Raw genomic sequence first — 26963 nt, 5'->3', positions numbered from 1 at the left:
TCTCTACGGAATTTAGCAGTCACTCAGGCTAACTTTTACGGCCAGACCACCCTCTGATGTTTCCTTATATTTTTTGTTCATATCCTTGGCAGTCTCCCACATGGTCTCTATGACTTTGTCCAATGGAACCTTCGCCTTACTGGCATCGCTCTCCATGGCGATCTCAGCGGCATTGATGGCTTTAATGGCTCCCATGGCATTTCTTTCAATGCACGGAACCTGTACAAGCCCGGCAATAGGGTCGCAGGTTAGTCCAAGATGATGCTCCATGGCGATCTCGCTAGCCATTAAGACCTGCTCGGGAGTTCCTCCCATTAATTCGGTTAAACCTCCGGCAGCCATGGCTGAAGATACACCAATTTCTGCCTGGCAACCACCCATAGCAGCAGAAATTGTAGCGCCTTTCTTGAAAAGACTTCCAATTTCTCCGGCAACCAACATAAATCTTTTCAGGTCTTCAAAGGTAGCCTCGTGATTTTCAATACACATATAATACATCATCACCGCAGGTACAGTTCCAGCACTACCATTGGTGGGTGCCGTTACCACCCTGCCCAGGGATGCATTCACTTCATTCACACTTAAGGCAAAACAGCTCACCCACTTCAGGATCTGGCGGAATTTTACCTCTGTCTGTCTAATGGCCGGGATCCAATCTTCAATTCCCGTATAGTTTGTATCGCCGATCAGGCGTTGGTGCATTTCAAAGGCGCGGCGCTTTACATTTAGTCCGCCAGGAAGCGTGCCTTCAGTATGACAACCTATATACATCGATTCCAGCATGACATCCCAGACCTGTTTGAAATTCGCCTCTATCTGTTCGTCCGTTCTAAGGGAACGTTCGTTTTCAAGTACGATTTCAGAGATCGTTTTGTTTTCCGATTTGCAAAACGCCAGCAATTCAGTTGCTTTTTCAACAGGAAATGGGAACTCCTGGAAATTCTTCATTTTCTTGCTTGCATTCTTCCTTTCCTTTTTCACCACGAATCCGCCTCCAATAGAATAAAAGGAAGAGGATGTTTTTTTGCCATTATCAAGACAGGCCCTGAAGGTCATTCCATTCGGATGGAATTCGAGGAATTTACGGTTGAACTTCACATCTTCAGCAATGCTGAAGTCTATATCTCTTTCACCATTGAAACTTAATTTTCCTGTTTCCCTGATCCTTTCGATTTCAGATTCCAGAATCGAAATATCCATGGTAACCGGGTCGTGGCCCAAAAGTCCCAGGAGAGTGGCGATATCTGTGGCATGTCCTTTACCTGTAAGGCTAAGAGAGCCATAAAGATCTACATGTATCTTTTCTACCTGCTCAAAGCGGTCCTTCTTTTTAAGTTCGGCGATCCATCTTTGGGCAGCCCGCCATGGACCAAGAGTATGGGAGCTGGAAGGGCCAACGCCCACCTTCAGCATATCGAAAACGCTAATGCATTCTATTTTTCGCATTCAGAGACAAAATTTGAAGACAAAAATAAGGATTTGGGAATGCTGCCCATGAATTTTTGAGAAAATAATATCGGACCTGGATTCCGGGGAAAGCGGTCTAGTGACAAGCTGTTTGCAAAAAGTGACAGTCTGTCATAAGTTTTGTACTGGCATAATGATTGACTTTTAGTGACTGTAAAATTGATAAACTAACGTAAAAAACAAGTTATATAGTTATGAGTAAAGTAATTGGAATTGACTTGGGTACCACCAACTCCTGCGTTGCCGTAATGGAAGGTAGCGAGCCAACGGTGATACCTAATGCCGAAGGAAAAAGAACTACACCTTCTGTGATCGCATTTGTAGAGGGTGGCGAAATAAAGGTTGGTGATCCTGCAAAGCGTCAGGCCGTAACCAACCCACAGAAAACCATTTCTTCCATCAAAAGATTTATGGGGAACAAGTTTTCTGAATCTGAAAGAGAAGCAAGCCGAGTACCTTATACCGTTAAGAAAGGTGATAATGATACTCCACGTGTAGAAATCGACGGTCGTCTTTATACTCCACAGGAACTTTCAGCAATGGTACTTCAGAAAATGAAGAAAACTGCTGAGGATTATCTTGGACAGGATGTGACCGAAGCAGTTATTACTGTTCCTGCATATTTTAATGACTCTCAGCGTCACGCTACCAAAGAAGCTGGTGAGATCGCAGGTCTTAAAGTAAGAAGAATTATTAACGAGCCAACCGCAGCAGCACTTGCTTACGGATTGGATAAAAAATCTCAGGATCAGAAGATCGCTGTGTATGACCTTGGTGGTGGTACTTTCGATATTTCTATTCTTGAGCTAGGTGATGGTGTATTTGAAGTACTATCTACTAATGGTGATACTCACCTTGGTGGGGATGACTTTGATGAAGTATTGATCGATTACCTTGCAGATAACTTCCAGAAAGCTGAAGATATTGATCTTAGAAAAGATCCTATGGCGCTTCAGAGATTGAAAGAGGCTGCAGAGAAAGCGAAGATCGAGTTATCTTCTTCTTCTCAAACCGAGGTAAATCTTCCTTACGTAACCGCAACCGCTAGTGGACCAAAACATCTTGTAGAAACTATCACACGTTCTAAGTTCGAGCAGTTAGCTTCAGAACTTGTAACAAGATCTATGGAGCCTGTGAAAAAAGCTCTTAGTGATGCAGGTCTTTCAAAATCTGATATCGACGAGGTAATTCTTGTTGGTGGATCAACCCGTATTCCTAAGATTCAGGAAGAAGTAGAAGCATTCTTTGGTAAGAAGCCTTCTAAAGGTGTAAACCCAGATGAGGTTGTAGCAATTGGTGCAGCTATCCAGGGTGGTGTACTTACAGGAGATGTAAAAGATGTATTGCTTCTAGATGTTACTCCACTTTCTCTAGGTATTGAAACTATGGGAGGAGTAAACACTAAACTTATCGAAGCGAATACTACGATCCCAACCAAGAAGTCACAGACATTCTCTACTGCAGCTGACAATCAGCCATCTGTTGAGATTCACGTACTTCAGGGAGAGCGTCCAATGGCGGCAGATAACAAGACAATTGGTAGATTCCACTTAGACGGAATTCCACCAGCGCCAAGAGGAACTCCTCAAATTGAAGTGACTTTCGATATTGATGCTAACGGTATCATTAAAGTAAGTGCTACAGATAAAGCAACTGGTAAGTCTCAGGATATTCGTATCGAAGCTTCTTCTGGATTGACAGAAGAAGAGATCGAGAAAATGAAGAAAGAGGCTGAAGCGAATGCTGATGCAGATAAGAAAGCAAAAGAGAAAGTTGATAAGCTGAATGAAGCTGACGCAATGATCTTCCAGACTGAAAAGCAGTTGAAAGAATTTGGTGATAAACTTTCCGATGAGAAGAAGAAGCCAATCGAGGAAGCATTGGAAGAGCTTAAGAAAGCTTATGAAACTAAAGAAGTTGAAACTATTCAGCCTGCTTTAGATAAGATCAACGAGGCATGGAAAACTGCTTCAGAAGAAATGTATAAAGCACAGGCAGAAGCTCAGGGCGGAGCAAACGGACAGCCAGGTGGACCACAACAAGGTGCAACCGGAGCTGAAGGTGGAGACGCCAAGAGTGGAGATGATGTGGAAGATGTAGACTTCGAAGAGGTTAAGTAAGCAGGACGTTGATTTTGCTTTAGCAAAATCTTACGTGTCGCTTATCCCGAGCATGGCGAGGGATCTTCACAAAATCAATATAATCTTGAAAGGCCTCGCAGCAATGCGGGGCTTTTTCATTTCTATACGCAACCTTTTTTGATGTTTCGTATCTACATAAAAACTACCACGATGAAAAAAATCTTAGTCCCAATTGCCTGTCTTTTATTTTTCTCCTGCTCAGATGATGACTTTCAAGGCTGTACAAATGCCGAAAGTAAAACCTGGTTCAATGAGTTTAAAGCAGAACTTGATGAAGATTGTTCAATCGAGGTATCAATTTTTAAGGGGGATTATAATGGTGAAACGGTTTATTATCAATTAATAACAGACCCAAGAGTTAATTTCCAGGCTATGCTCGAATTTTACAATTGCGATGGGGTAGTTGTGGCCAATCTTACTGCTGAAGAAAGTAATGCATACCTGAATGACCAGGCCGATAATGATGAAAAAATATATACCTGTTCAGAATAAACAGGTTTTATTTCCTGTCTATCTGGTCAGGTAAATTGGCTTTTAGTTTTACTCCACTTATTTTTCTTCGGAAAGATTCATTGATGAAGTATTGCAGTAATTCTGAAGCTTTGGCAATACTTAGTCCGTCTTCGTGAATATTGGAAATGCAGTTTCGACGTTCATCTGTGATTCCCGATTTTGGCTCGAAGGTAGTATAGATTCCCATACTTTTAGGAGAAGAAAGTCCGGGCCTTTCACCTATCAAAACTGCCGTGAATTTCGCGCCGACTTTTTCAGCGATCTCGTCGCCAATAGCTACGCGCCCAAATTTTACCAGGCACAGGCCAATTTTATAATCTTCTTTTAGTTTTGGAATTATATCTTTAAGAAGAGGAATAGCTCTTTCGTTTATGGCATCTGCGGCAAGTCCGTCGGTGAGAATAAAGAGGATATCAAAATCGCCATTTTCAGATTTTGAAGTTTCTGCCAGCTTTTTACCAAGATCAGGACGTTTTAAATATTCTTTTCTATCAGAAACTTCGGTTTGAAATTGATAAAGCGGAAGATCGAATTCTTTCAACTGTTGTAATAATTCTTCTTTCTTTAGGTCTGAATAAATAGCGTCTTTGGTAAACGCATGATCTGCCTGGAAACTTAAAACTTCTTTGGTTGGTAAACTGCCGCCGGAATTTCCCAAAGCGATCCGAGCCTTAGAAAGCGACCTCAGGTTTTCCCAGGGATCTTTTTGCAAATAGCCTTTATTTGATATTTCCTTACTCATGATTTCAGTTTTAGCATTTGCTCTTTAAGCTCTTTTCGATTTCCCTGTTCGTCAAAAATACCCATTTTCAGTAACCATTCTTCAAATTCGGGCGCTGGACGTTTATTCAGAACTTTTCGCAGGTACATGGCATCATGAAAAGAAGTTGATTGGTAATTAAGCATGATATCATCTGCTCCGGGCACGCCCATGATATAATTGCAGCCGGCTACACCTAAGAGAGTCAGCAAGGAATCCATATCATCCTGGTCTGCTTCAGCATGGTTAGTATAACACACATCGCATCCCATGGGTAACCCCAATAATTTTCCGCAGAAGTGGTCTTCCAGGCCGGCACGAATGATCTGTTTTCCATCATACAAATATTCCGGTCCAATAAATCCAACTACCGTATTAACCAGGAAAGGATCAAATTTTCTAGCAACAGCATAAGCTCGAGCCTCACAGGTTTGTTGATCTACACCATGATGGGCATTCGCTGAAAGCGAAGAACCCTGACCGGTTTCAAAATACATCATCTGGTTTCCAATGGTACCCCGGTTTAATTCTGTTCCTGCATCATAAGCTTCTTGCAGAAGATGGAGGTCAATTCCGAAAGAGGAGTTCGTTTTTTCGGTCCCGCTGATAGATTGAAATATAAGATCTACGGGAGCTTTATCAATGATCTCTAGGGTGGTGGTCAAATGACTGAGAATACAATTTTGAGTCGGGATCTCGTACTGCTGCCTGAAATCATCCAGTTGTTTTAATAATTTTGAGACTTCCTGCGGGTTATCTGTTGCCGGATTGATACCTATTACCGCATCACCACAACCATACATGAGTCCGTCGATGATGCTTGCTGCAATTCCTTTGGGATCATCTGAAGGATTATTGGGTTGCAGGCGCACCGAAAAATGTCCTTTTTTACCTACCGTATTTCTGAATTTAGTAACTACTTCAATTTTTTGAGCTACTGAGATCAAATCCTGATTACGCATAATTTTTGAAACAGCCGCGGCCATTTCCGGGGTTAACCCAGGAGCAAGGTCCTTTAAAATTGTACCATCTACTTCATAAGAAAGCAGGTAGTCTCTGAATTCAGCAACAGTAAGGCTTGATATTGGTTTAAAGGCTTTTGCGTCATGATCATCGATAATAAGTCGGGTAACTTCATCTTTTTCATAAGGGATCACTAGGTCGTTCAGCATCGCTTTTAAAGGGATTTCACTCAGGCAATACTGGGCGGCGATTCGTTCTTTATTATCTTCCGCAGCGATTCCAGCCAGCACATCCCCGGATCTTTCAGGGGTTGCTTTCGCCAAAACCGTTTTAAGATCTTTGAAAGAGTATGTTTTTCCGCGAAGTGTGAAATTGTACGCCATAATTGCCTAATCCTGAACTTAATTTACAAAGTTTCAGGAATGGTGAACAATCTATTTTGCGTTTTAAGTTTTATTTAATCCTGGGAAATACAGGTTAAGCGATTAGGGTGTAGATATAAATTGCTGCGAAAACCACTAATATAGCGAAACAGAATAGACTGAATATTCTATAGATTTTCCCGGGTCTATCGCCTGCAGGCATTTGGTTTCCAATTACGATCTTATAGTTGAACCAGGCTATTACCGGGGCCGATAAAAAGGAAATTGCCGTAGCAAAATCGATTAAAGCTGTAAAGGAGGTTCCGAAGAAATAAAGGATCAATAGCGCTAGTAGCGGGATCAGGAAGACATTGATCCTATAGTTTCTCCATCGTCTCTTTTTGGATTGATCATTTGCCTTATTGTTTTCAGCAAGGATCTCGGAGATCACTCTTGGAAAAGCATCGGTGACGGCCAGGGTAGTGGAGAACATCGCAATAAAAGCGGCAATTCCAACCACCGGTCTGCTCCAGTCGCCAAGTGTTTTTCCGTACATATCTATCAGCTGACCCGAAAACTCCACCCCATTGCTTGAAAAACTGAGTCCGCTTCCAAACATGATCAAAGCTCCCATAAGCAAAAATAGAATTCCGATGAAAGCGGCTGCAAAAAAACCAATATTGAAGTCGGTAAAGGCTTCCTTAACGCTGGTTCTTCGATTGTTTCCTTCAGCTTTTTCCTTGGTCCAAATAGAATGCCATACCGAAGCATCCAGTGGGATAGGCATCCAGCCCATAAATGAAATAATAAAGGCGATGCCGGCCTTATTCCAGATATCGGGAGCGGTATAGGAAAGAGCATTGTCGAGCCTTCCGTCGCCAAAAGCGAAAATTACGGCAGATAAAGTAGCGATCGCAAGAAGGCTAATAATTACCTTCATCGTAGTATCTAGAGCAGAATATTTTCCAACCAAAAGTAAAGCGATGCAAATTCCAAGAACGATAAAACTCCAGGAGAATATAGACCAGCCCATACTGAAAATTTCTTCCGCGAGACCGGCAGAAACTATGGTTACCGCCGCCTGAATTATGAACATGGTGCCCACGGTAACCAGTATAAAAATTCGATAGGGCCATTTGCCCATTTTTTGGTAGCCACTAATTAAATGGTCCCCGGTTGCCGCAGCATAACGAGGACCAAATTCCAGAAAGGGATATTTAGTAGCGCAGGCGAGGACTAGAACCCAGATCAAAAGAAACCCATAATCGGCACCGGCACGGGTAGATTGTACCAGGTGAGAAACACCAATGGCTGCACCGGCCAGTAAAAACCCAGGACCGAGAGTCTTCAAAATTGAGGTTCTGGTGGAAGTTCTTTGTTTCATAAATCTGGTTGGATTAGGATTTCTCACTTCGCTCGAAATGACAATATCTTTATATGAATAGGTAGAAGAAGCGCAGAAATGGAGAAGGCTTTCAAATTAAGCAAATTTTGAGATCAGTTTGGTATTTACTTCATGCCCGCCTTCAAAGGTGAGGATATCAAAATTGTCCGGGAACAATTGCCTTAGGCGTTTTTCTTCTACTTCGACGATCCCAGACTTTAGATATTCATCCTCGGTACCATATATGTAAGTGAAATTCGCATCCTTTAAAAAATTGAAATCTTTCGCAGCCAGTTCCTGAGGCACTTTTCCGGAATGCATGATAAGGTTCTTACACTTGATCTTTCTTCTGGCAATAAATCTTGTGGCGATCGAAACGCCCTGCGAATATCCAAGGATATTCAGGTTGGTAACCTCCCCAAGTTTTTCGGCCTCATAAACAGCATCCAGGTATCGCGTTACATTCTCAATTTCAGCCTCTGTATTCTCACGGGTGAGCCAGGAAGCGCCCATGTGTCTATATTCACCATTAAGGTAATATTTAGAAGGCGCCTGCGGGGCGATGATATAATTTTCTTCAGGATCCAGGTGTTTAAAATACTTGAGAAAATACCTGCTGAGATAGCCTATACCATGAAAAACGAGCCAGACATTCTTGGTTTGACTTGTGCGGGTGTTTAATCGGGAATATGTATTGGTGGTCTGGTAGGAAACCTGGGCTTCATTGATCATTTTGGGGACTTTTAAAAACAATATTAAAAAATAAGCTGAAGAAAACTGTACGAAAAAGTAAAATGAGCTGGGATTTTGTAATTGTTCCAGATTACAGTCATCGCCCATCTATGTTTAATGGCTTCGGTGAAGCTCTCGAAAAAACATAACTGTTTCGTACTTTTACACTCCAACCAATCTTATTAAATGATGACCAAAGAAGAAATGCTCGAGCTAGCCAAAAAGGTATGTAAAAATACCTTGATGGAAACTCTTGAGATAGAATTCACTGAAATTGGAGAAGACTACCTGGTAGCTAAAATGCCTGTAAATTCTAGGGTGCATCAGCCCGATGGAGTTTTACATGGGGGCGCCAGTGTGGCCCTGGCAGAAAGTGTAGGAAGCCTGGCCAGCTATATATTTTTGGATACCGACAATTTTTTCGTTCGAGGGATCGAGATCGCCGCGAATCATTTAAAAAGTATAAAAGAGGGCTGGGTCTTTGCCAAGGCTACTTTCATTCATAAAGGTAGGACTACCCAGTTGTTCGAAATAAGGATCACCGATGAGGCAGCCAACCTGATCTCTATCGTGAAACTAACCACCATTGCTCTTCCAAAAGAAAATAAATAATGCCTGAAGCAGATTTTTATCAAAAAGTAAAGAGCCAGATCTCAGAAAACCGGGCGTTCGTTGCTTATAGAAAACCGGGTGAAAAAGCGGTAAAGGCTTTTTTGCAGAGCGATGATAAGGTCTATAAGGTGAAAGATCTTTCAGAAAAGGGGTTTATTTTTGCACCCTTTAAAACAGAAGCAACTTCCTATATCATCCCTTCAGAAAAATCAGAGGTCATTCAATTCGAAAGTTCCCTGGAAGGAATGGAAAAGGAGTCTAATAATGATTTCGATAATTTTGATTTTGAGCAGCTTGAAGAAGACCAGAAAAGGCATGAGAACCTGGTGCAGAAAGGCATTGACGCCATCAGGGCCGGGGATTTCAAAAAAGTGGTTTTAGCAAGATCTGAAAGGGTTCAGGTACTCGACCCCGACGCGGTAAGGATCTTCAGGAAGTTATTGCATAAATATCCGCAGGCCATGGTTTATGTATGGTTTCATCCGGAAACCGGATACTGGCTGGGAGCTACTCCAGAAACCCTTATGAAGCTAGACAGGAACAGGTTCGAAACTATGGCCCTTGCCGGCACCCAGGTTTACAAGGGAACAGATGATGTGGAGTGGGGTGTCAAGGAGATTGAGGAACAAGGGTTTGTAACAGACTACATCCTGGATATGCTGGAAGGCGTTCAAGGAGTGGAACAGGTGAAAACTTCAGGCGCTTACTCCGCCAGGGCCGGAAATCTTCTTCATATTTGTACAGATATCTCGGGCAGACTAAAAAGCCAGGAAAATCTTAAGGACCTGGTAAATGCCCTACATCCAACCCCTGCGGTCTGTGGACTTCCCAAAGAGAAGGCATTGCAGTTTATACACGAAAATGAAATTCAGCCCAGGGAATTCTATTCGGGATACCTGGGAGAATTAAACCTGAAGACCGAACACAAGCGGAGTTCGAACAGGCGAAATCAGGAGAATCAGCAGTTCGTCTCGATATCCCGGCAAACCGAATTATTTGTAAATCTAAGGTGCATGAAACTAAAGGATGGTAATGCCAGGATTTTTGTAGGTGGAGGAATCACCAAAGATTCCAATGCGGCAGACGAATGGATGGAAACGGTGAACAAATCTCAGACCATGAAAGCCGTTCTTGTTAAATAAGCTCAAAAACTACCCCCAAAATTGGCTGTATATTGTAATTTTGGGCATCTATGAAGTATTCAAAAATTCCGGTTGCCCGCTCTGTAGTTGCCTTGTGCGTGGCCAAAGATATAAAGCATGTGGTCATCTCCCCAGGATCCAGAAATGCACCATTAACCATAGGTTTTACCCATCATGACGAGATAACCCCCTACAGCATTGTAGACGAGCGTTGCGCCGCTTTTTTCGCCCTGGGAATGGCCCAGCAGTTAAAAAAGCCGGTAGCACTGGTTTGTACTTCAGGATCGGCCTTGCTAAATTATTATCCCGCCATTGCCGAGGCATTTTACAGCGATATACCTCTGGTGGTTATCTCTGCAGACAGGCCGATAGAGAGAATCGATATTGGTGATGGGCAAACCATCAGGCAGAAGAACGTATTCGAGAACCACATCCTTTATTCTGCTAATCTTTATTCGGAATTGGTACTGGAAACGGAATCCAATGATCCTAAGCTTCAGCAGAAACAATTCGAAGCCCAGAAGCATAACGAAAGGGAGGTGAACCTTGCCCTGAACAAGGCTATTGAAGAAAAGGGCCCCGTTCATATAAATGTGCCTTTTTATGAGCCATTATATGATACGGTAGAAAATATTGAGGTAGATCCGCTACAGATCCTTCCGGAAATAAAGGAGAGACATTACTCTGAAAAACAGTTGGCGAACTACGCCGAGGTGTGGAATAGTGCTGAACGCAAAATGGTGATTGTAGGTGTGGCCCAGCCGAATGCCGTGGAACAAAGATTCCTTGAAAAACTGGCTAATGATCCTACGGTGATCGTGCTTACCGAAACCACCTCTAACCTTCATCATCCGGACTTTTTCACCCGAATCGATACCCTTATCGGGCCTATAGAAAAAGATGAAAATCGGGCAGAACTGTTCAAAAAATTACAGCCGGATATCCTTCTCACTTTCGGCGGGATGATAGTTTCAAAGAAGATCAAGGCATTTTTAAGGAACCATAACCCTAAACATCACTGGCATATTGATCAAAAAAAAGCATACAACACCTTCTTCTGCCTGAACAAACATTTTGAGAGCGACGTGAATTCGTTCTTTTCAGAATTTTTACCATTAACCAAGTCGGTAGAAAGCGATTATGCAAAATTCTGGAAAGAGGTGAGGGCCAAAAGGCAGAAGAGGCACGAGCAATACATGCAGGAGATCCCGTATTCAGATCTTAAGGCTATGCAACAGGTGGTTCCCGCAGTACCAAAGGAAACGGTGATCCATTTTGCCAATAGCTCTACTATAAGGTATGCGCAGTTATTCCAGTGGAACGCCAGTCACAATATATACTGTAACCGCGGAACCAGTGGCATAGACGGGAGTATTTCCACCTCTGTTGGTGCAGCGGTAATAAGTAAACAGCCCGTTTTGATGGTTACAGGTGATCTCAGTTTTTTCTATGATAGTAATGCCTTATGGAATAGCCATATTGCTTCGAACTACAGGATCATTATTCTGAACAACCAGGGAGGCGGAATCTTCAGGATACTTCCCGGGAATAAGAATTCTGAAAATTTTGATCGTTATTTTGAGACCGTGCATAATATGAATGCCAAACCTGCCTGCGAGCAATACGGTTTCGAATACCTTAGAGCTGAATCTGAAGAAGATATTTCAAAGAATCTGGAAACATTTTTTAAAGTTTCCGGCAAACCGAAGCTGATGGAAATTTTTACACCCAGGAAAATAAACGACGAAGTGCTACTGGAATACTTCAATTTTATGAAATCTTAAACATCGTCTAACATTTCTTAAGATTCATATTGCTTATATTTCAGGATATTAAACCAAAAAATGAAATTATGAGTAAACTTGATGAAAAAGTAGGTAAGTATCTGGATGACCTTAAATCTAAGGTTGGTGAATCTAACCCTGATGTGGATCTTCTGAGAAAGATCGCTGAATCTATGGGGCCAAGTATTTATAATGCAGATGCTGAAACCGTTTCGTCCTCCAGCGAATCTGAGCTTGAAACAGTGAAGAAAAACTTCGTTATGAAAAAGCTTGGGATTACAGATGAGTCTAAAGTAAACGAGGCTGTGAACCAGGTGCTGGAGAAATATGGAAAATCTAATAGGAATAAATACAGGGTTGTGGTTTATTACCTGCTAACCAAGCATTTCAAAAAAGAAAGCATTTATAAATAGTTTTCAATAAAAGTATTTTAGATCCGTTTATGGGATATTCCCTTAAACGGATTTTTTTATTTATGATTAAGCCTATCTTTGTACGCTAAAGTTTTTTTCTATGATCCAGTTGGGTGAATTCCATGAGTTAATTATAATTAGAGAAACCGATCACGGTATTTATCTTGAAAATGAAGAAGGGGATGAAGTTCTGCTTCCCAATAAGTATGTGCCAGAAACCTGGATGGTGCACGACAAGATAGAAGTTTTTGTGTATCTGGATCATGAAGAACGCCCGGTAGCAACTACTCTTAAGCCTAAGATCAAGCTGGATCAATTTGGGAAGCTCACCTGTGTGGAAGTAAATAAATATGGAGCCTTCCTGGATTGGGGACTGGAAAAACATCTTTTTGTTCCATTCAAGGAACAGGTGATCCCCATGCACCCCGGGAACGATTATCTTGTATTCTGCTATTTAGATCTTGAGACCGGCAGGCTGGCGGCTTCTTCTAAAGTGCATGCTTTCCTGGATAATTCTGAACTTACCGTAAAACCTAATGAGCAGGTTGATCTTTTGATCAGCAATCAAACCGATCTGGGTTATAATGTGATCATAAATCAACTTCATCTGGGCCTTATTTACCATGATGAAGTGTTTAAACCTCTTACCATTGGAGATTCTGTAAATGGTTGGATCAAGAGGATAAGAAAGGATAATAAGATTGATGTCATGCTGCAAAGACCTGGATATCGAGGCATTGAGCCTAATGCTCAAAAGATACTTGATAAATTGAAGCTGGCAGGAGGTCACCTCGATGTTTCAGACAAGTCTGATCCTGAAGAAATAAAAAGCAGGCTTCAAATGAGTAAAAAAAGCTTTAAAAAAGCCGCTGGAAATCTATTTAAGAACCGCCTCATCGAAATTAAAGAAGACGGAATCCATCTTAAAGATTAGTAGTTATAGCGGTACGGGGAATATCTTCTGTAATTAAGTATCCTTCCGTTATTATTCTGTATAAAAGGGCTCGAGTAATAGGGATTCATGAAAATGTCATCCTGGTCCCGGGTCCTGAAATCTCCTGAGATTTCAAAAAGCTTCTTTTCCTTTTTCTGTCGAGGAAGGGGAGAACCCAGATCAATTTTTCTTTCCACCCTGTTGCGATTCGTTTTATCGATCACCGCCAGCATATCTACCTGTTCATCCTGAACCTGGCTGTTCAAATGTAAAAAGGAGCCATCTGGAAGTTTAAAGCTTGAAGGTTGCTGCCAGGTAAAACTAAACTCTCTCCAGGTATTTTCTATACTCCTATTACTTATCTCGAAATCCTCACGCTCCCAGTATTCCTGGGCATTCATAACGCCAAAGGCAAAAAGGAACAATAAAAGGAAAGGGGATTTCATTACAAAAATTTTCAGTAAAGATATCAAAGATTGTGCTAAAATAAATATTGAGAAAATTTTATCAACTATTAAGGGCAATTAATCATGGCTACTCAACCAGGTAAATGTTAGTCCTAAAAATTTAAAATTTTAGTCAATAGGAGGAGTTTCAGGGCTTTCCGAGCTTCAATCTATTAAAAAGCTAGGTTTTACGTATTTCTGTTGATAATTAAATTAAATTTTAATTGAAGTTTTTAGTTAAAGGCTAAAAATTAACATTATGTTTATATTTAGCTATATTTACTACTCATCTAAACCAATAAGTTTCATTATGACAAAAAAAATCACTTTGTTTTTTGTCGTCTTTCTTACCTCGACATTTCTTATGCTCTATGCCCAGGAAAATGTTGTTAGTGGTAAGGTGACAGACGATAACGGAGTTCCCATGATTGGCGTGACCATCCAGTTAAAGGGAACAAACACAGGAACCACAACCAACTTTGATGGAAAATACTCTATCAATGCTCCAGATGGAAGTACTTTGATCTTTTCTTTCGTAGGTTTTGAAAAAAAGGAGGTCCCGGTTACAGATTCTACTATAGATGTTAGCCTGGTGCCAGACAAAAATGCCCTTGATGAAGTAGTGGTAACGGCCTTTGGTATCGAGAGAGAAACCCGTTCACTGGGTTATTCGGTGACCAAAGTAGATGCCGAGGATATTAATATGAGTGGTAATACCAACCCAATTGCAGGATTACAGGGTAGGGTTGCCGGGGTACAGATAAACCAAAGCTCTGGTGGAGCAGGTGGAGGTATAGATATCCTTATTCGGGGTATAACTTCTATTAACCCTCAAAGAGGCAACCAGCCTTTAATCGTAATAGATGGACTTGCTTTAGATAATGATACTTTTTCAGGAGATGTGCGCCCTAGTACAGGTTCGAATTCTCCTAATAGTGCGGAGCAGTTCTCCTTTACCAACAGGGCTGCCGATCTAAACCCTGAAGATATTGAAAGCTATAACGTGCTGAAAGGTGCCGCCGCCACTGCCTTGTATGGGGTAAGAGCAGCTAACGGTGCTATAATTATTACTACTAAAAAAGGAAAGAAAGGAAAGGCTCAGATAAATTTATCTGCTTCTACCAGTTTCAGGGAAATTGTCACCACCCCAGAATTACAGACAACTTATAGGGAAGGTTTTAGTGGCGCTCCAAGAACGCTTTACACTCCAGAGACCGAAACTGGCTTTACCCGTCTGGGTGGAACCTCTTTTTATTCCTGGGGTCCAAGGTTCAGCGAAGATTCTTACACATTGGAAGACGGAACTGTAGTAGATCTAAGTGACGATCGCTTTTACGATCCTTATGATCTCTTCAGAACAGGTATTGTAACCCAAACCGACCTTAATATTAGCGGAGCAAATGAAAAACTAAACTATTATTTCTCCGTTGGTAACGATAATGAAAAAGGGGTACTTCCAAATACCTACTACGATAAGACCAACCTTAGAATGAAGGCCGGCTACCAGGTAACCGATAATTTTAATATCAATACCTCGGTAAGCTACTCCAGAACCGGAGGGGCCAGGGGTAATGGAGGAGATAAATCTGTTTTCAGTTCATTATCCTATTTTTCTGGAACATTTCCCATAAATGATTATGTGAATCCCGATGGGACCCAAAGAAACTATTCTTTCGGAATTATTGATAACCCGAGATATCTGCTGGAAACAAGTCCGCTTCTGGATGATGTGAACAGGTGGGTGGGGAATATTTCCCTCAACTGGGCACCGAAGGAATGGATGAACATTTCTTATGCCGCTCAGGTAGATAATTATTCAGACAGAAGGAATCGATTTGTGGCGCCAGACCTTGATGTAGGAACTCAGGTGGGTGGATTTGTGCTTGAACAGAATAACGATTTCCTGGGAATAGAATCCAACCTGTTGATAAATTTCGAAAAAGACTGGACCGAGGATTTTGGTACCTCACTTACCGTGGGTAACCAGATCTCAGATACCAAAAGGGATTATTCCTTTATTCGAGGAGAAACCCTTAATGTCCCGGGAATAAATGATATAGCGAATACTATTAATACTTTTGGTGGGAAAACGATCACCCAAGTTAGGAACGTTGGGGTATTCGGAGAATTGAAGTTAGATTATAGAAATGAGTTATTCCTAACAGTAACTGGTAGAAATGACTGGGTTTCCACACTTCCTAAAGAGAACCGATCTTTCTTCTATCCTTCGGTAAGTTTGGCTTATGATTTTCATAACCTGATCGATGAGGATAGTGATTTCCTTACCTTTAGTAAGCTAAGGGCATCCTGGGCTGAAGTAGGTAAAGGACCTTTATTTGGACAGGTTGGAAGTTATTTCGCGGCAGACCCAGCTTTCCCGTTCGTAGGGACAGGAGGATACCGTGGGAACACTGTAATTGGAGACCCTATGATAGTACCTGAAAAGAACCGTTCTTTCGAGGTTGGAGCAGATCTCAGGTTTTTCGATAACAGGCTTCGTTTCGACTATGCTTATTATATGACCACGGTTAAGAACCAGATCTTTACCGTAGGAACGGCTTACTCAACAGGATTGTCAGGTATTGTTAGGAATGCGGGTGAATTCGAGTCTTCTGGACATGAATTACTTGCCTCTTACGATATCATTAGAGGTGATGATCTTAACTGGGAAACCTATATTAACTTTTCTACCAATAAGGGAGAGGTAATCTCCCTGCCAGAAGATATCGAGGCACTGGTCTTTGCTGATGCCGGTTTTGCAGGGGTAACCTCTGAGATCAGGGATGGTGACGAACTAGGAACTCTGTATGGATATACCTGGAGATATGAGAATGGTCAGCGTTATATAGATGAGGATGGGTTACCGGAAATCAACCTTGATGAAAGAGTGAAGGTAGGAAATGCGTTTCCAGATTTCATCGCTTCCATTGGGAACAGGTTGAATTTCAAAGGAATTAATTTCGATTTCCTTTTAGAATGGAAAGAAGGTGGCGACATTTACGATAGCGGAAGACGTAACTCTCTAAGAAACGGAATCCTTCAGGTTACCGAGTTCAGGGATGTTACTACTGTCCTTGAAGGTGTGATGGATGATGGCAATGGTGGCTATGTTCCAAACACACAGGAAGTTTTAATAGACCAGAACTATTACAGAAGTTCTACCGCTTATAACAGGGCTTCTGAGATCCTGGTTCAGGATGCTTCCTGGGTGAAACTGCGTAATATTTCTATTGGCTATGATTTTTCAGGAAATATCCTGGAGACTTTAAGACTTGACAGGTTGTCGCTGTCTGCCAGTGGTCAGAATATTTTGATATGGACTCCATACGATGGTTACGATCCTGAAGGTAATCAATACAGCGCCGGAAGTAACGTTTATGGATTTACAGGTTTAAGTACCCCTCTGGGTCAGACTTATTCACTGGGACTTAAATTAGGATTTTAAAAATATTGGATATGAGAAAATTTAATAAATATTTCTTTTTAGCATTATTACTGGGTGTTTTTTCCTGTAGTGATGACTATTTTGATGTAAATACACCGTCGGCCACAGCAGATGTTGAGCAGCTCAGGATCAACGACCTTTTGGCACCTGTGATTTTCCATACGGTGGAAGGACAATATTCCGCAGAATTAGCCTTTGGAAACTATGTGCAGAATTTTGCCGGACAGGGTGGAACCGCTGCTGGGGAAACCACGGCAGCCGGACTTTGGGCAGATGTATATCTTTATGCCCTGCCTAATATTGAAGTGATAAAGGATAAAGCTGCAGACGCTGGCGCGAGCCACTATGCTGCGATTGCGGATATTCTTAAGGCCATGAATTTAGGAATGGCCACAGATACCTGGGATTATATTCCTATGAACGAGGCCTCGATGGGCGTAGAAAATTTGTTTCCAGATTTCAATGCACAGGAAGAAGTTTATACTGAAGTATTTTCTCTTTTAGATGCCGCGATCGCCGATCTTCAGGGGCCAGATGATTCAACAGTGAATATTGGAAGAGAAGACCTGGTATACCAGGGAAATATCGATCAGTGGATCAGAGCCGCTTATACCATTAAGGCACGTTATCAGCTTCATTTAGTGCAAAAGGGAGTGATCTCTCCTAACGAAGTGCTGGCAAGTCTGGAAAATGGCTTTACCTCGAACGACGACGATTTCCAGATCTTTTATGATGACAGGTCTATCAATCCAAGATACGCACAGGAAGTGCTGGCCCGTAACACAGGAAACTTTCATAATGTGCTTGCTAGCCAGATCGTAAGCATGATGAACGGGAATTATTATCCTTTTGAAAGTGATGCTCTGGAAATAGATCCAAGATTACCGGTTTTCGGAGAGATAGACAATTCCGAAGATACTGAGTGGAGAGGTTATGTAAGTGGCGGCGGTGGAGTTGCTCCAAATGGAGAGCCTGCTAACGTACAATTTGCAGATGGAGGTTATTATACCAGGGTAGATGCTCCTATCGTGGTAATTAGCTATGCCGAAGCCCAGTTCATTAAGGCCGAGGCAGAATTCCTTGCTAACGGTGGTACTGCTACCAGTACAGGTACAACTCCAGCCGGTTACGAAGCCTACCTGGAAGGAATAAGAGCCAGTATGGCCAAATATGGGGTAAATGGTTCAGATTATTTGGATGATCCTGTCGTTGATGTAGGAGCAGATAATTTAATGCTGCATCATATCATGAAAGAGAAGTATATTCATAACTTCCTGAATCCTGAAACATTCGTTGATTTCAGGAGATATGACTTTTCTGAAGAGGTTTTTACCGGGCTTACTATTAGAGAAGAAGAAGATGGTACCGGTGATTTTGAGGGAGAATGGTTTAGAAGAGCTACCTATCCGTCTACAGAAGTTAATCGAAACGGAGAGGTTGTGGAGCAATACCAAGAAAGTCCTGTAACTCCCGTATGGTGGGATGCAGAATAGTAAAGTTCAAAATTAAGAAATTATAAACAGCCAGTTAGCGAAAGTCTAACTGGCTGTTTTGCTTCGTTGAAACCCGGCAATTCGAAGTTTCCTGAATAATTAGGATTCTAATTTGTACTTTCGTCGGGAAACTATACAATCTAAAATCTATTATGAAAAAAATCATTTTTACCCTGAGTATCTTGGCGATTAGCTTTTCCTCTTTTGCGCAACAATCAACATCCCTTGAAGCAAAAGCAATAAAACTTATTAAGCTAACCGCAGGACAACAATTCGATATCATGACTGAGCCTATTGTTGAAATGATCCCAGAAGAAAACCGTGAAGCATTTAAAGCTGAACTTGCTACCAGCACAGAAGATCTTTATGCAAAGCTTGCCGCGGTATATACCGAATCTTTTACCGAGCAGGAACTGGATAAGATCCTTGCTTTTTATGATACCCCGGTAGGAAAAAAGATGGTCGCGATCACTCCTGAACTTACCAAAAAAGGAATGGAAATAGGTCAGGCCTGGGGTATGGAACTTCAGCCGATGATGGCAAAATATATGCAATAAAAATTTCCATAAGATTCTTAAAGCCTGCTCCTACAGCAGGCTTTTTTTATTCAGCTTTCTGAAATGGCCGGAAAGCTCTATTTTTACCATTAAAAATATATATCATGTCTAAAATTGACTGGAAAATAGCAAAGGAATACGACGATATCACCTATAAGAAATCTAATGGCGTGGCCAGGATCGCCTTTAACCGACCCGATGTACGCAATGCCTTCAGGCCAAAGACCACCTCAGAATTACTGGATGCTTTTCATGATGCTCATGAAGATACTTCCATCGGTTGTGTACTTTTATCTGGCGAAGGACCTTCTAGCAAAGATGGAAAATGGGCTTTTTGTAGTGGAGGAGATCAAAAGGCACGTGGTCACCAGGGGTATGTTGGCGAAGATGGCTACCACAGGTTGAACATTCTTGAGGTGCAAAGGCTTATCCGTTTTATGCCTAAGGCAGTTATTTGCGTTGTGCCTGGTTGGGCCGTGGGCGGTGGCCACAGTCTTCACGTGGTTTGTGACCTTACCCTAGCCAGTAAGGAACATGCGATCTTTAAGCAGACAGATGCAGATGTAACCAGTTTTGATGCCGGTTATGGTTCAGCATACCTGGCTAAAATGGTAGGGCAGAAGAAAGCCAGGGAAATATTCTTCCTGGGTAGAAACTATTCCGCACAGGAAGCCTACGAAATGGGCATGGTGAATGCGGTGATCCCTCACGATGAGCTTGAGGATACTGCCTATGAGTGGGCGCAGGAAATCATGGCGAAGTCTCCAACCTCTATTAAAATGCTGAAATTTGCGATGAACATGACCGATGACGGTATGGTTGGGCAACAGGTTTTTGCAGGGGAGGTAACCAGGCTTGCTTATATGACCGATGAGGCCAAGGAGGGAAGAGATGCGTTCCTCGAAAAAAGACAGCCCAATTTCGAAAAGAAATGGATTCCTTAAAATATTAACGGTTTAGAATAAAAAATATATCTTAGTTAAATTCTAAATCTGTTATTATGAAAAATTTATCCTTTTTATTGCTTTTATTCTCTTTAATCGCCTGTACAGAATCTGAGGTGTTTTCAGAGCCTGAAATGGATGCTGGATTAGAGCAGGAAAAAATAGCAGACCAAGAAGGTTCAAATGAAACTGAGGATGAAAGCAAGCCGGAAGAGGGGACTGAAGAAGATGAAAATCCGAGTGTTGAGATAGATCTTCCGCAGGTGTGGAAATTATTTAAGCTTACCTGTGATTCATCAGGAAATTGTGGGAGTACCGGGGAGGATTTGCCTTACCGGGATACTTATACTTTTTCCGCAGATTTTACTGTTAAAAAACTGAGAGTCAAAGATGGTGACACCCTTAAGATTGAAGGTGATTTTAAGGTGTCTGAAACTGAATTTAATACCTATGCCTTTAATATTTTTTATGAGGGAGAGGTAGCCGTTGAAGATATTGATATCATTTCCAGCTGCATGGGCCGGGAAGAATATCTTTTTATTACTGAAGAGGACCATGGTGTTTTGAAAAATAGTACCGACGCTTGCGATGGGCCTCGGCTGTATTACTCCCAAGTTAAGGAATAGTCAATATATTAGTGCATAAAAAAGGCCATGATCTGCATCATGGCCTTTTTATTTTTATGTGATCCAGCTTATCTCAATTTTGGATATTTCGCCGGGTTAGATTCATGCATGATCGCATAAATTTTCTCATAGATATCTTCTGCCGATGGTTTAGAGAAATAATCTCCATCTGTTCCGTAAGCAGGCCTGTGTTCTTTTGCAGTAAGCGTTTGCGGTTTACTGTCCAGGAATCTGTAGGCATTCTGCTCATCAAGTATCTTTTGTAGAATATATGCTGAGGCTCCTCCAGGAACATCCTCATCTATTACGAGCAGTCTATTGGTCTTTTCAACGCTTTTTACGATGTCATGGTTCACATCAAATGGAAGCAAAGACTGAACATCGATCACTTCAGCATGAATATCTACTTCCTGAAGTTCTTTGGCCACGTCTTCTACGATCCTGAGAGTAGAACCATAAGATACGAGGGTGATGTCTTTACCCTCGCGAACTGTTTCAGTTACTCCTACAGGTGTTTTTAATTCTCCCAGGTTGGTAGGAAGTTTTTCCTTAAGGCGGTAACCGTTAAGGCACTCTACCACTAAAGCAGGCGTGTCCAGATCCAATAAGGTGTTATAAAATCCTGCAGCTTTGGTCATATTACGTGGAACAAGCACGTACATCCCACGAAGGAGATTTAAAAGTCCTCCCATTTGCGAACCACTGTGCCAGATTCCTTCCAGGCGATGACCTCTGGTTCTTACTATTAGCGGAGCTTTTTGTTTTCCTTTGGTCCTGTAATGCACCGTGGCAAGGTCATCACTCATTCCTTGCAAACAGTACATTACATAATCCAGGTACTGAATTTCGGCGATAGGCCTGAGTCCTCTCATGGCCATCCCGATACCCTGTCCAAGAATGGTTGCCTCCCTGATGCCTGTATCAGAAACCCTGAACTTTCCGTATTTCTTTTGAAGTCCTTCCAGTCCCTGGTTTACATCACCGATCTCTCCGGAATCCTCACCGAAGATCAAAGTTTCAGGCCTGATGTTGAATATGGCGTCAAAGTTATCTCTTAGCACTATACGCGCATCTACTTCTTCAGCTTCTTCATCATAGGTTGGCAAAACTTCTACCTGAGTATCTTCTTCCTTGTAAAGGTACGCGGCATAATCTTCGTAAGCCTGCTCATCAAACTCATTTAGCCAGTTGATCAGGGCTTGTTTTTCTGAAGTTTCGTCACCAATTAAATATCTTAATACTTTCCTGGCCGAAGAAACGAGGTCCTTTTTAAGGGGCTCCTTAGTACCAGAAATCTCTTTCTTAATTGAGTTGATGAAGTTTGCATTCGAACTTGAGGCCGCAGCATCATCCAGCAGTTTCACCAGTTCCTTCTGCTTGGTAAGGGTAGGTTTCAGGTAAGCTGTCCAGGCATTATGCTTGGCGGTTCTTACTTCCTTCTTAATGCTTTTTTCAAGCTCATCTAATTGGTCTGCAGTCGCAAAATCATTTTCGATCATCCACTCCCTGAACTTGAGGTTGCAATCATGCTCTTTTTCCCAGTTCAGCCTTTCTTCAGACTTATATCTCTCATGAGATCCTGAAGTAGAATGACCCTGGGGCTGGGTTAGCTCAATTACATGGATAAGAACAGGACAATGCTCTTTTCGGGCAATTGCTGAAGCCTTTTCGTAGGTGTCTACCAATTTTGGATAATCCCATCCTTCAACTACAAAGATCTCGTAACCTTGATTTTCTTCATCTCTCTGGAATCCTTTAAGGATCTCAGAAATATTTTCTTTGGTGGTCTGGTGTTTTGCATGAACCGAAATTCCGTATTCATCATCCCAAACGTTCATCACCATCGGTACCTGTAATACACCTGCTGCATTGATGGTTTCCCAAAAATGGCCTTCACTGGTACTTGCATTACCAATGGTTCCCCAGGCGATCTCGTTTCCGTTATCCGAAAATTTTTCAGCGTCTATACCCTCTACATTCCTGTAGATCTTAGAGGCCTGGGCTAGGCCAAGTAATCTTGGCATCTGCCCGGCAGTGGGAGAAATATCTGAACTGGAGTTCTTTTGCTCCATTAGGTTTTTCCACTCTCCGTTCTCGTCCAGGCTGTGGGTCATAAAGTGACCGCCCATCTGGCGACCGGCAGACATGGGTTCATTTTCTATATTGGTATCGGCATAAAGGCCGGCAAAAAATTGTTCTGGGGTAAGTTCGTTAATAGCCATCATGAAGGTTTGATCACGGTAGTAACCCGATCTAAAATCTCCATTTTTAAAGGCTTTTGCCATAGCTAACTGAGGTACTTCCTTTCCGTCTCCAAATATTCCGAACTTCGCTTTTCCTGTAAGTACTTCTCTTCTTCCTAAAAGGCTGCACTCCCTGCTGGTTACGGCAGTTTTGTAGTCTTCAAGAACCTGAGACTTAAATTCATCAAATGAAATTGAATTTTCAGTTTGTGTTTCGCTTTGCATGAACATATTTTTGAATGGTAACAAATGTAACGAAAACTATGATTAAATACAATTCAAATTTTTGAGCTAAAATTGATAATAATATAATTTTAACCTTTAATTATTGTTTATTTTAGAATTAATAGCTTCGTTAATAAGAATTCGTTGATAATACCGAAATTGAACTAAGGATGCGTTAAAAATTCATTTTTAGGAACTTAGTACCAACGCCTGGTAAACAGCCTGATAAGGGTATTAAGGTCTAGCGCCACAATAAATCTTATCCTTTGATCATAGTTTGGCTCATCTATTTCCCAGCCAAGGCTCGAATAAACGGGAAAGAAAAGTTCAAAGTAATCCTGTACAAGGCTTACCCTTATCCCGGAGTCGAATAGAAGCTCTCCCGAATCGCCTTCATTTTTCACTATCCCCACATCCCCGTAGGCGTAGATCCAATTCCAGATATTGGTACTGGCATTAGCAGTCATAAGCCATTGATTGGCAAATTCCGGCTGCAATTGTGATTTAAAACCTCCTTCGGCCACGATTATCTGCTGGCTGAATAATCCGCTTCCCTGGCTACGACCGTAATAATTGTAATCAAAAAGATAATCTGTTGGCCTGTCCAGAGCAAAACTGAAATAGTCGTCAGACATCGCGTCGTTATATAGAAAAGTTCCGGCAAAGAATCTGAGATTTATCTGCCTGTTATTGGTGAAAAGTTTTCGGTACTCTGCCGTAAGTGAAACTTTACTGAACTTATCTGATAGCTGGTAATCGAAGGAAGCGGTTAAGTGCTTCAGGAAATTCGGGTTGCTATAGGTATACCTTACATTAAAGACGTTGTAATTCGGCTGCAAAAGAGGAGCTTCAGGATTCTCATCCCGGTGCACGTTAATATTCCTGATGGACAGCCTTTGCCTTTCGTTACTCCTCAAATAGGAGTTTCGGAAAGAAAATACCAGGAAAGGGCTGTATTTTTCATAGAAAAGGCCATAACCATAAGAAAAACGTGAGCCGCCAATTCCGTAGAAAATACTGTATAGCTCCTTATTTTCAAACTGATGGGTGTTATAAACCGACGCAGAGCCTACCAGAGTATTACTGTTTAATCCGTATTTCGGGGAGATCGAGAAATTAAAGGTCCTGCTTAAAAAGGTTTTGTTATAGAGCTTTGGGCCAATGGCAACACCATCGTAAAGGTTATATTCAAATTCAGGCATAAAGAAAACCTGGTGATACCTAGGATCCTCTATATCCTGCAGCAACCTGAACTGAATTGGTTTGTCAAGTAGCTTGGTGACTCCCTTGTAGTTATTCCTTTGGTTAAATTCAGGGATTTCCTGCTCGTAATTGAGAGCAAGCCTCTGTATACCATTATTAGGGATCGTAATGCTCAGGGTGTCACGAATATCCTCGACCCAGGTTTTATAAATAACCTCTTTTTCCCTTAGGCCATATAAGCTCACTGGCATGTCGTTATCTCTAAGGTTTTCCAGGGTAACCCTTAAGGAATCATCCCTTTTTTCGACATTCCTGATCTTAAAATCGATCTTTTTATTGGTGCCTACATAATCTTCAAAGAACCAGGATATATCCTTGGAAGCATTTTTCTGAAGTATCCTCCTGAAATCCTCATCGGTAACCTTTTTCAGTTTATAATCAGAATAAAATTCTGAAATAGATTTCTTTACTGATTCATCTCCCAGGAATTCCTCCAGATATTTTATCCCAGCCCCGGCTTTATAGGCATTGGCAATGTTCTTATTGAATTTCACCAGGGAATCCTGGCTGGTGGTTAGTGGCTGGTCAAGGTTCAACCTGGCCATGTTCATATACAGGAACTGGTATTGATCGTTGAATTCGAGGTCGGCAGCATGGAACCAGCGAATTCCAATGATCTTGCTCAGGTTGCCAATAAGCTTCATTTTTGGATAATAGGTGTCCACATAATCCATCATGAGTGAGACCATGATGGCATCGGTCACCCATTTCTCTTTCCTGGGGTCAATGAAAATGGTATTCTGAAGGTAATTGTTCGTGATCGTTTTGAACAGCTTGATATCATACTGAAACCCATCAGGAAAGGGCCTTATAAAACTCGGTAACTGGTTAAGGCCATATATGGGGCTTTTCTGATAATCGTCCTGAGTAATGAAAATATTCTCGTGGGGATATTCGCCAAGCCTTTTATCCAGGAAACCCACCACTCTTTCAAGGATAGTATTCTTAATGTCGAACTGTATATCCTCGTCCTGAATGTTTGTGATCACCTGGTTAGAGTTCGCACTAATCGACTCAAAGATAAAGGAAGTAGTCAGATACATCTCGCTGTCTACCCGGTCTTCCCCTTTAAAATTAATGGTTTTGAAACCCTGCCTGGTTTCGGTCCTCGTAAGATCCAGTCCGGAAGCGGCATAATATTCGGTGGGAATATCCAGCTTGATTTCAATGTCGTAAGGCTTCACATATTGGAGCCCCAGGTCCTGGTGGCTATAGAGTTTCCAGCCGTTGTCCAGCGGGGCAGGAACCATGTACCAGTATCTTAACTTGTAATTTCCCAGGTTGTCCCTACCGTAACGGGTAAATTTGTCATTAGGTATCTTAAGAGCGTAGTTGAGATTTAAGGTAAGCGTGTCGCCTGGGGCGAGGGGATCTTCCAGCATGATCCTGACCAGGTCCACGACATTCCCGGGACGGTCCCATTTGAGTTGATTTCCCGGCTGGTCGCTTACCGAATTTATGGTGGTATGGCCCCGTTCTTCATCTTTGGCAAAATGAAAACGTCTCGCATAATCTTCTGCGAAACGTTTTGCCAGTGCCGAGGTTTTGGAACTAAAAGCATTGTTCCAGTCGTTCAGATATATGGTTTCCAGGGGCCTGCTTTCGGTATTTACAAACTTTATCTGCTGGCCTATTTCAATAGTATGCAAACTATCAATTAGACGCGCATTCACATTGATGACATTCTGAGCAGAAAGGCATCCCGTGAAAACAAAAAGAATGAGGAAAAACCGAAGGTATTTCAACTGGTCGTAGATTTAGTACTGATAAGCAATCAGGGCTAAATATAATCAATCTTTAAAACCCCCAATAGTCCTGTTAACTAGAAATTAGGACTTAAATTATATTCGCCGTAGAACTTATCCAGGATTTCGATCACCTCGTCTTCGGTATCTACCACCTGAACCAGGTCTATATCTGCCGCGCTAATGTTCTGAAAGTTATCAAGTAATGTGCTCTTGATCCAGTCTACGAGTCCACTCCAGAATTCGCTTCCTACCAGAATGATCGGGAATTTATCGATCTTATGGGTCTGGATAAGGGTGATGGCTTCGAAAAGTTCATCCAGGGTTCCAAAACCTCCCGGCATTACCACAAATCCCTGGGAATATTTTACGAACATTACCTTTCTCACGAAAAAATAATCGAAATCAAGGCTCTTGTCATTGTCTATATATGGGTTATCATGCTGCTCGAAGGGTAGCTCAATATTTAAACCTACCGAAGTACCACCGGCGAGGTGAGCTCCTTTATTTCCTGCTTCCATGATACCAGGACCACCACCTGTGATGACCCCGTAGCCATGGTCTACGATCTTTTTTGCGACCTTTTCTGCGAGCTTATAATATTTCATATCTGGCTTGGTCCTGGCCGAACCAAATATAGAAACACAGGGACCTATCTGGCTAAGCTTTTCATAGCCGTTAACGAATTCTCCCATGATCTTGAAAATGGCCCAGGAATCGTTGGTCTTTATCTCGTTCCAGGCCTTATTGACATTATGTTTTTTCATAT

21 protein-coding genes are annotated in these 26963 nt (G+C 41.9%); 12 read left to right on the top strand and 9 right to left on the bottom strand.

The window, feature by feature from the left end; translation table 11 throughout:
• Window positions 1-12: 12 nt before the first annotated feature.
• Complete coding sequence (locus FLP08_RS00940; RefSeq protein WP_156273111.1) at window positions 13-1446, bottom strand: L-serine ammonia-lyase; 1434 nt, start codon at window positions 1444-1446, stop codon at window positions 13-15.
• A gap of 215 nt (window positions 1447-1661) precedes the next feature.
• Between FLP08_RS00940 and dnaK the strand changes: the two genes are divergently transcribed.
• The gene (dnaK, locus tag FLP08_RS00935) at window positions 1662-3587 is read left to right on the top strand and encodes a molecular chaperone DnaK (protein ID WP_156273109.1); all 1926 of its coding nucleotides are present in this window, start codon (window positions 1662-1664) and stop codon (window positions 3585-3587) included.
• Window positions 3588-3758: 171 nt separating this feature from the next.
• A complete protein-coding gene (locus FLP08_RS00930; RefSeq protein WP_156273107.1) occupies window positions 3759-4100 on the top strand; it encodes a hypothetical protein in 342 nt (113 codons plus the stop codon).
• Window positions 4101-4107: 7 nt separating this feature from the next.
• On the opposite strand, the gene eutC is transcribed toward FLP08_RS00930, so the two are convergent.
• The 4 genes from eutC to FLP08_RS00910 form a co-directional block, all read right to left on the bottom strand.
• The gene (eutC, locus tag FLP08_RS00925) at window positions 4108-4863 is read right to left on the bottom strand and encodes an ethanolamine ammonia-lyase subunit EutC (protein ID WP_156273105.1); all 756 of its coding nucleotides are present in this window, start codon (window positions 4861-4863) and stop codon (window positions 4108-4110) included.
• Window positions 4860-6227: an ethanolamine ammonia-lyase subunit EutB gene (locus tag FLP08_RS00920; RefSeq protein ID WP_156273103.1), complete on the bottom strand. Its 1368-nt coding sequence runs from the start codon at window positions 6225-6227 to the stop codon at window positions 4860-4862. The genes eutC and FLP08_RS00920 overlap by 4 nt, the downstream gene beginning before the upstream one ends.
• Window positions 6228-6321: 94 nt before the next feature.
• A complete protein-coding gene (locus FLP08_RS00915) occupies window positions 6322-7590 on the bottom strand; it encodes an Nramp family divalent metal transporter (protein WP_156273101.1) in 1269 nt (422 codons plus the stop codon).
• 96 nt (window positions 7591-7686) lie between these two features.
• Window positions 7687-8322 (bottom strand): alpha/beta hydrolase, encoded by a 636-nt coding sequence (locus tag FLP08_RS00910; RefSeq protein WP_156273099.1) that lies wholly within the window; start codon window positions 8320-8322, stop codon window positions 7687-7689.
• A gap of 189 nt (window positions 8323-8511) precedes the next feature.
• On the opposite strand from FLP08_RS00910, the gene FLP08_RS00905 reads away from it, so the two are divergent.
• The 5 genes from FLP08_RS00905 to FLP08_RS00885 all read left to right on the top strand — a co-directional run bounded on the left by FLP08_RS00905 (window position 8512) and on the right by FLP08_RS00885 (window position 13207).
• Window positions 8512-8934, top strand: a complete 423-nt coding sequence (locus FLP08_RS00905) for a PaaI family thioesterase (protein ID WP_202912741.1) — start codon at window positions 8512-8514, stop codon at window positions 8932-8934.
• Entirely contained in the window at window positions 8934-10076 is a 1143-nt protein-coding gene (locus tag FLP08_RS00900; protein WP_156273095.1) for a chorismate-binding protein, read from the top strand. Before FLP08_RS00905 ends, FLP08_RS00900 begins: the two co-directional genes overlap by 1 nt.
• Window positions 10077-10126: 50 nt before the next feature.
• Entirely contained in the window at window positions 10127-11860 is a 1734-nt protein-coding gene (gene menD / locus FLP08_RS00895; protein ID WP_156273093.1) for a 2-succinyl-5-enolpyruvyl-6-hydroxy-3-cyclohexene-1-carboxylic-acid synthase, read from the top strand.
• A 68-nt stretch (window positions 11861-11928) separates the two neighbouring features.
• The gene (locus FLP08_RS00890; protein WP_156273091.1) at window positions 11929-12273 is read left to right on the top strand and encodes a DUF2853 family protein; all 345 of its coding nucleotides are present in this window, start codon (window positions 11929-11931) and stop codon (window positions 12271-12273) included.
• A 100-nt stretch (window positions 12274-12373) separates the two neighbouring features.
• Window positions 12374-13207 (top strand): CvfB family protein, encoded by an 834-nt coding sequence (locus FLP08_RS00885; protein WP_156273089.1) that lies wholly within the window; start codon window positions 12374-12376, stop codon window positions 13205-13207.
• On the opposite strand, the gene FLP08_RS00880 is transcribed toward FLP08_RS00885, so the two are convergent.
• Window positions 13204-13653 (bottom strand): hypothetical protein, encoded by a 450-nt coding sequence (locus FLP08_RS00880; protein ID WP_156273087.1) that lies wholly within the window; start codon window positions 13651-13653, stop codon window positions 13204-13206. The two genes, FLP08_RS00885 and FLP08_RS00880, sit on opposite strands and share 4 nt — an antisense overlap.
• Window positions 13654-13963: 310 nt before the next feature.
• Between FLP08_RS00880 and FLP08_RS00875 the strand changes: the two genes are divergently transcribed.
• The 5 genes from FLP08_RS00875 to FLP08_RS00855 all read left to right on the top strand — a co-directional run bounded on the left by FLP08_RS00875 (window position 13964) and on the right by FLP08_RS00855 (window position 20718).
• A complete protein-coding gene (locus FLP08_RS00875) occupies window positions 13964-17098 on the top strand; it encodes a SusC/RagA family TonB-linked outer membrane protein (protein WP_238388425.1) in 3135 nt (1044 codons plus the stop codon).
• An 11-nt stretch (window positions 17099-17109) separates the two neighbouring features.
• Window positions 17110-18591 carry a SusD/RagB family nutrient-binding outer membrane lipoprotein gene (locus FLP08_RS00870; protein WP_156273085.1) on the top strand — a complete coding sequence of 494 codons (1482 nt, stop codon included), beginning with the start codon at window positions 17110-17112 and terminating at the stop codon, window positions 18589-18591.
• A 152-nt stretch (window positions 18592-18743) separates the two neighbouring features.
• Window positions 18744-19148, top strand: a complete 405-nt coding sequence (locus FLP08_RS00865) for a DUF2059 domain-containing protein (protein WP_156273083.1) — start codon at window positions 18744-18746, stop codon at window positions 19146-19148.
• 104 nt (window positions 19149-19252) lie between these two features.
• Window positions 19253-20092 (top strand): 1,4-dihydroxy-2-naphthoyl-CoA synthase, encoded by an 840-nt coding sequence (locus tag FLP08_RS00860; RefSeq protein WP_156273081.1) that lies wholly within the window; start codon window positions 19253-19255, stop codon window positions 20090-20092.
• Between the two features lie 56 nt (window positions 20093-20148).
• A complete protein-coding gene (locus FLP08_RS00855) occupies window positions 20149-20718 on the top strand; it encodes a hypothetical protein (RefSeq protein WP_156273079.1) in 570 nt (189 codons plus the stop codon).
• A gap of 68 nt (window positions 20719-20786) precedes the next feature.
• On the opposite strand, the gene FLP08_RS00850 is transcribed toward FLP08_RS00855, so the two are convergent.
• From FLP08_RS00850 to FLP08_RS00840, 3 genes are all read right to left on the bottom strand, one after another.
• Complete coding sequence (locus tag FLP08_RS00850) at window positions 20787-23186, bottom strand: alpha-ketoacid dehydrogenase subunit alpha/beta (protein ID WP_156273077.1); 2400 nt, start codon at window positions 23184-23186, stop codon at window positions 20787-20789.
• 197 nt (window positions 23187-23383) lie between these two features.
• Window positions 23384-26194 carry a gluzincin family metallopeptidase gene (locus FLP08_RS00845; RefSeq protein WP_156273075.1) on the bottom strand — a complete coding sequence of 937 codons (2811 nt, stop codon included), beginning with the start codon at window positions 26192-26194 and terminating at the stop codon, window positions 23384-23386.
• A gap of 77 nt (window positions 26195-26271) precedes the next feature.
• Complete coding sequence (locus FLP08_RS00840) at window positions 26272-26961, bottom strand: LOG family protein (RefSeq protein ID WP_156273073.1); 690 nt, start codon at window positions 26959-26961, stop codon at window positions 26272-26274.
• Between the last annotated feature and the right edge of the window lie 2 nt (window positions 26962-26963).

This window comes from Christiangramia aestuarii (genome assembly GCF_009735585.1).
Taxonomy (GTDB): Bacteria; Bacteroidota; Bacteroidia; order Flavobacteriales; family Flavobacteriaceae; genus Christiangramia; species Christiangramia aestuarii.
The sequence above is the reverse complement of the archived record's forward strand: the minus strand, read 5'-3'. Positions and strand labels throughout refer to the sequence as shown.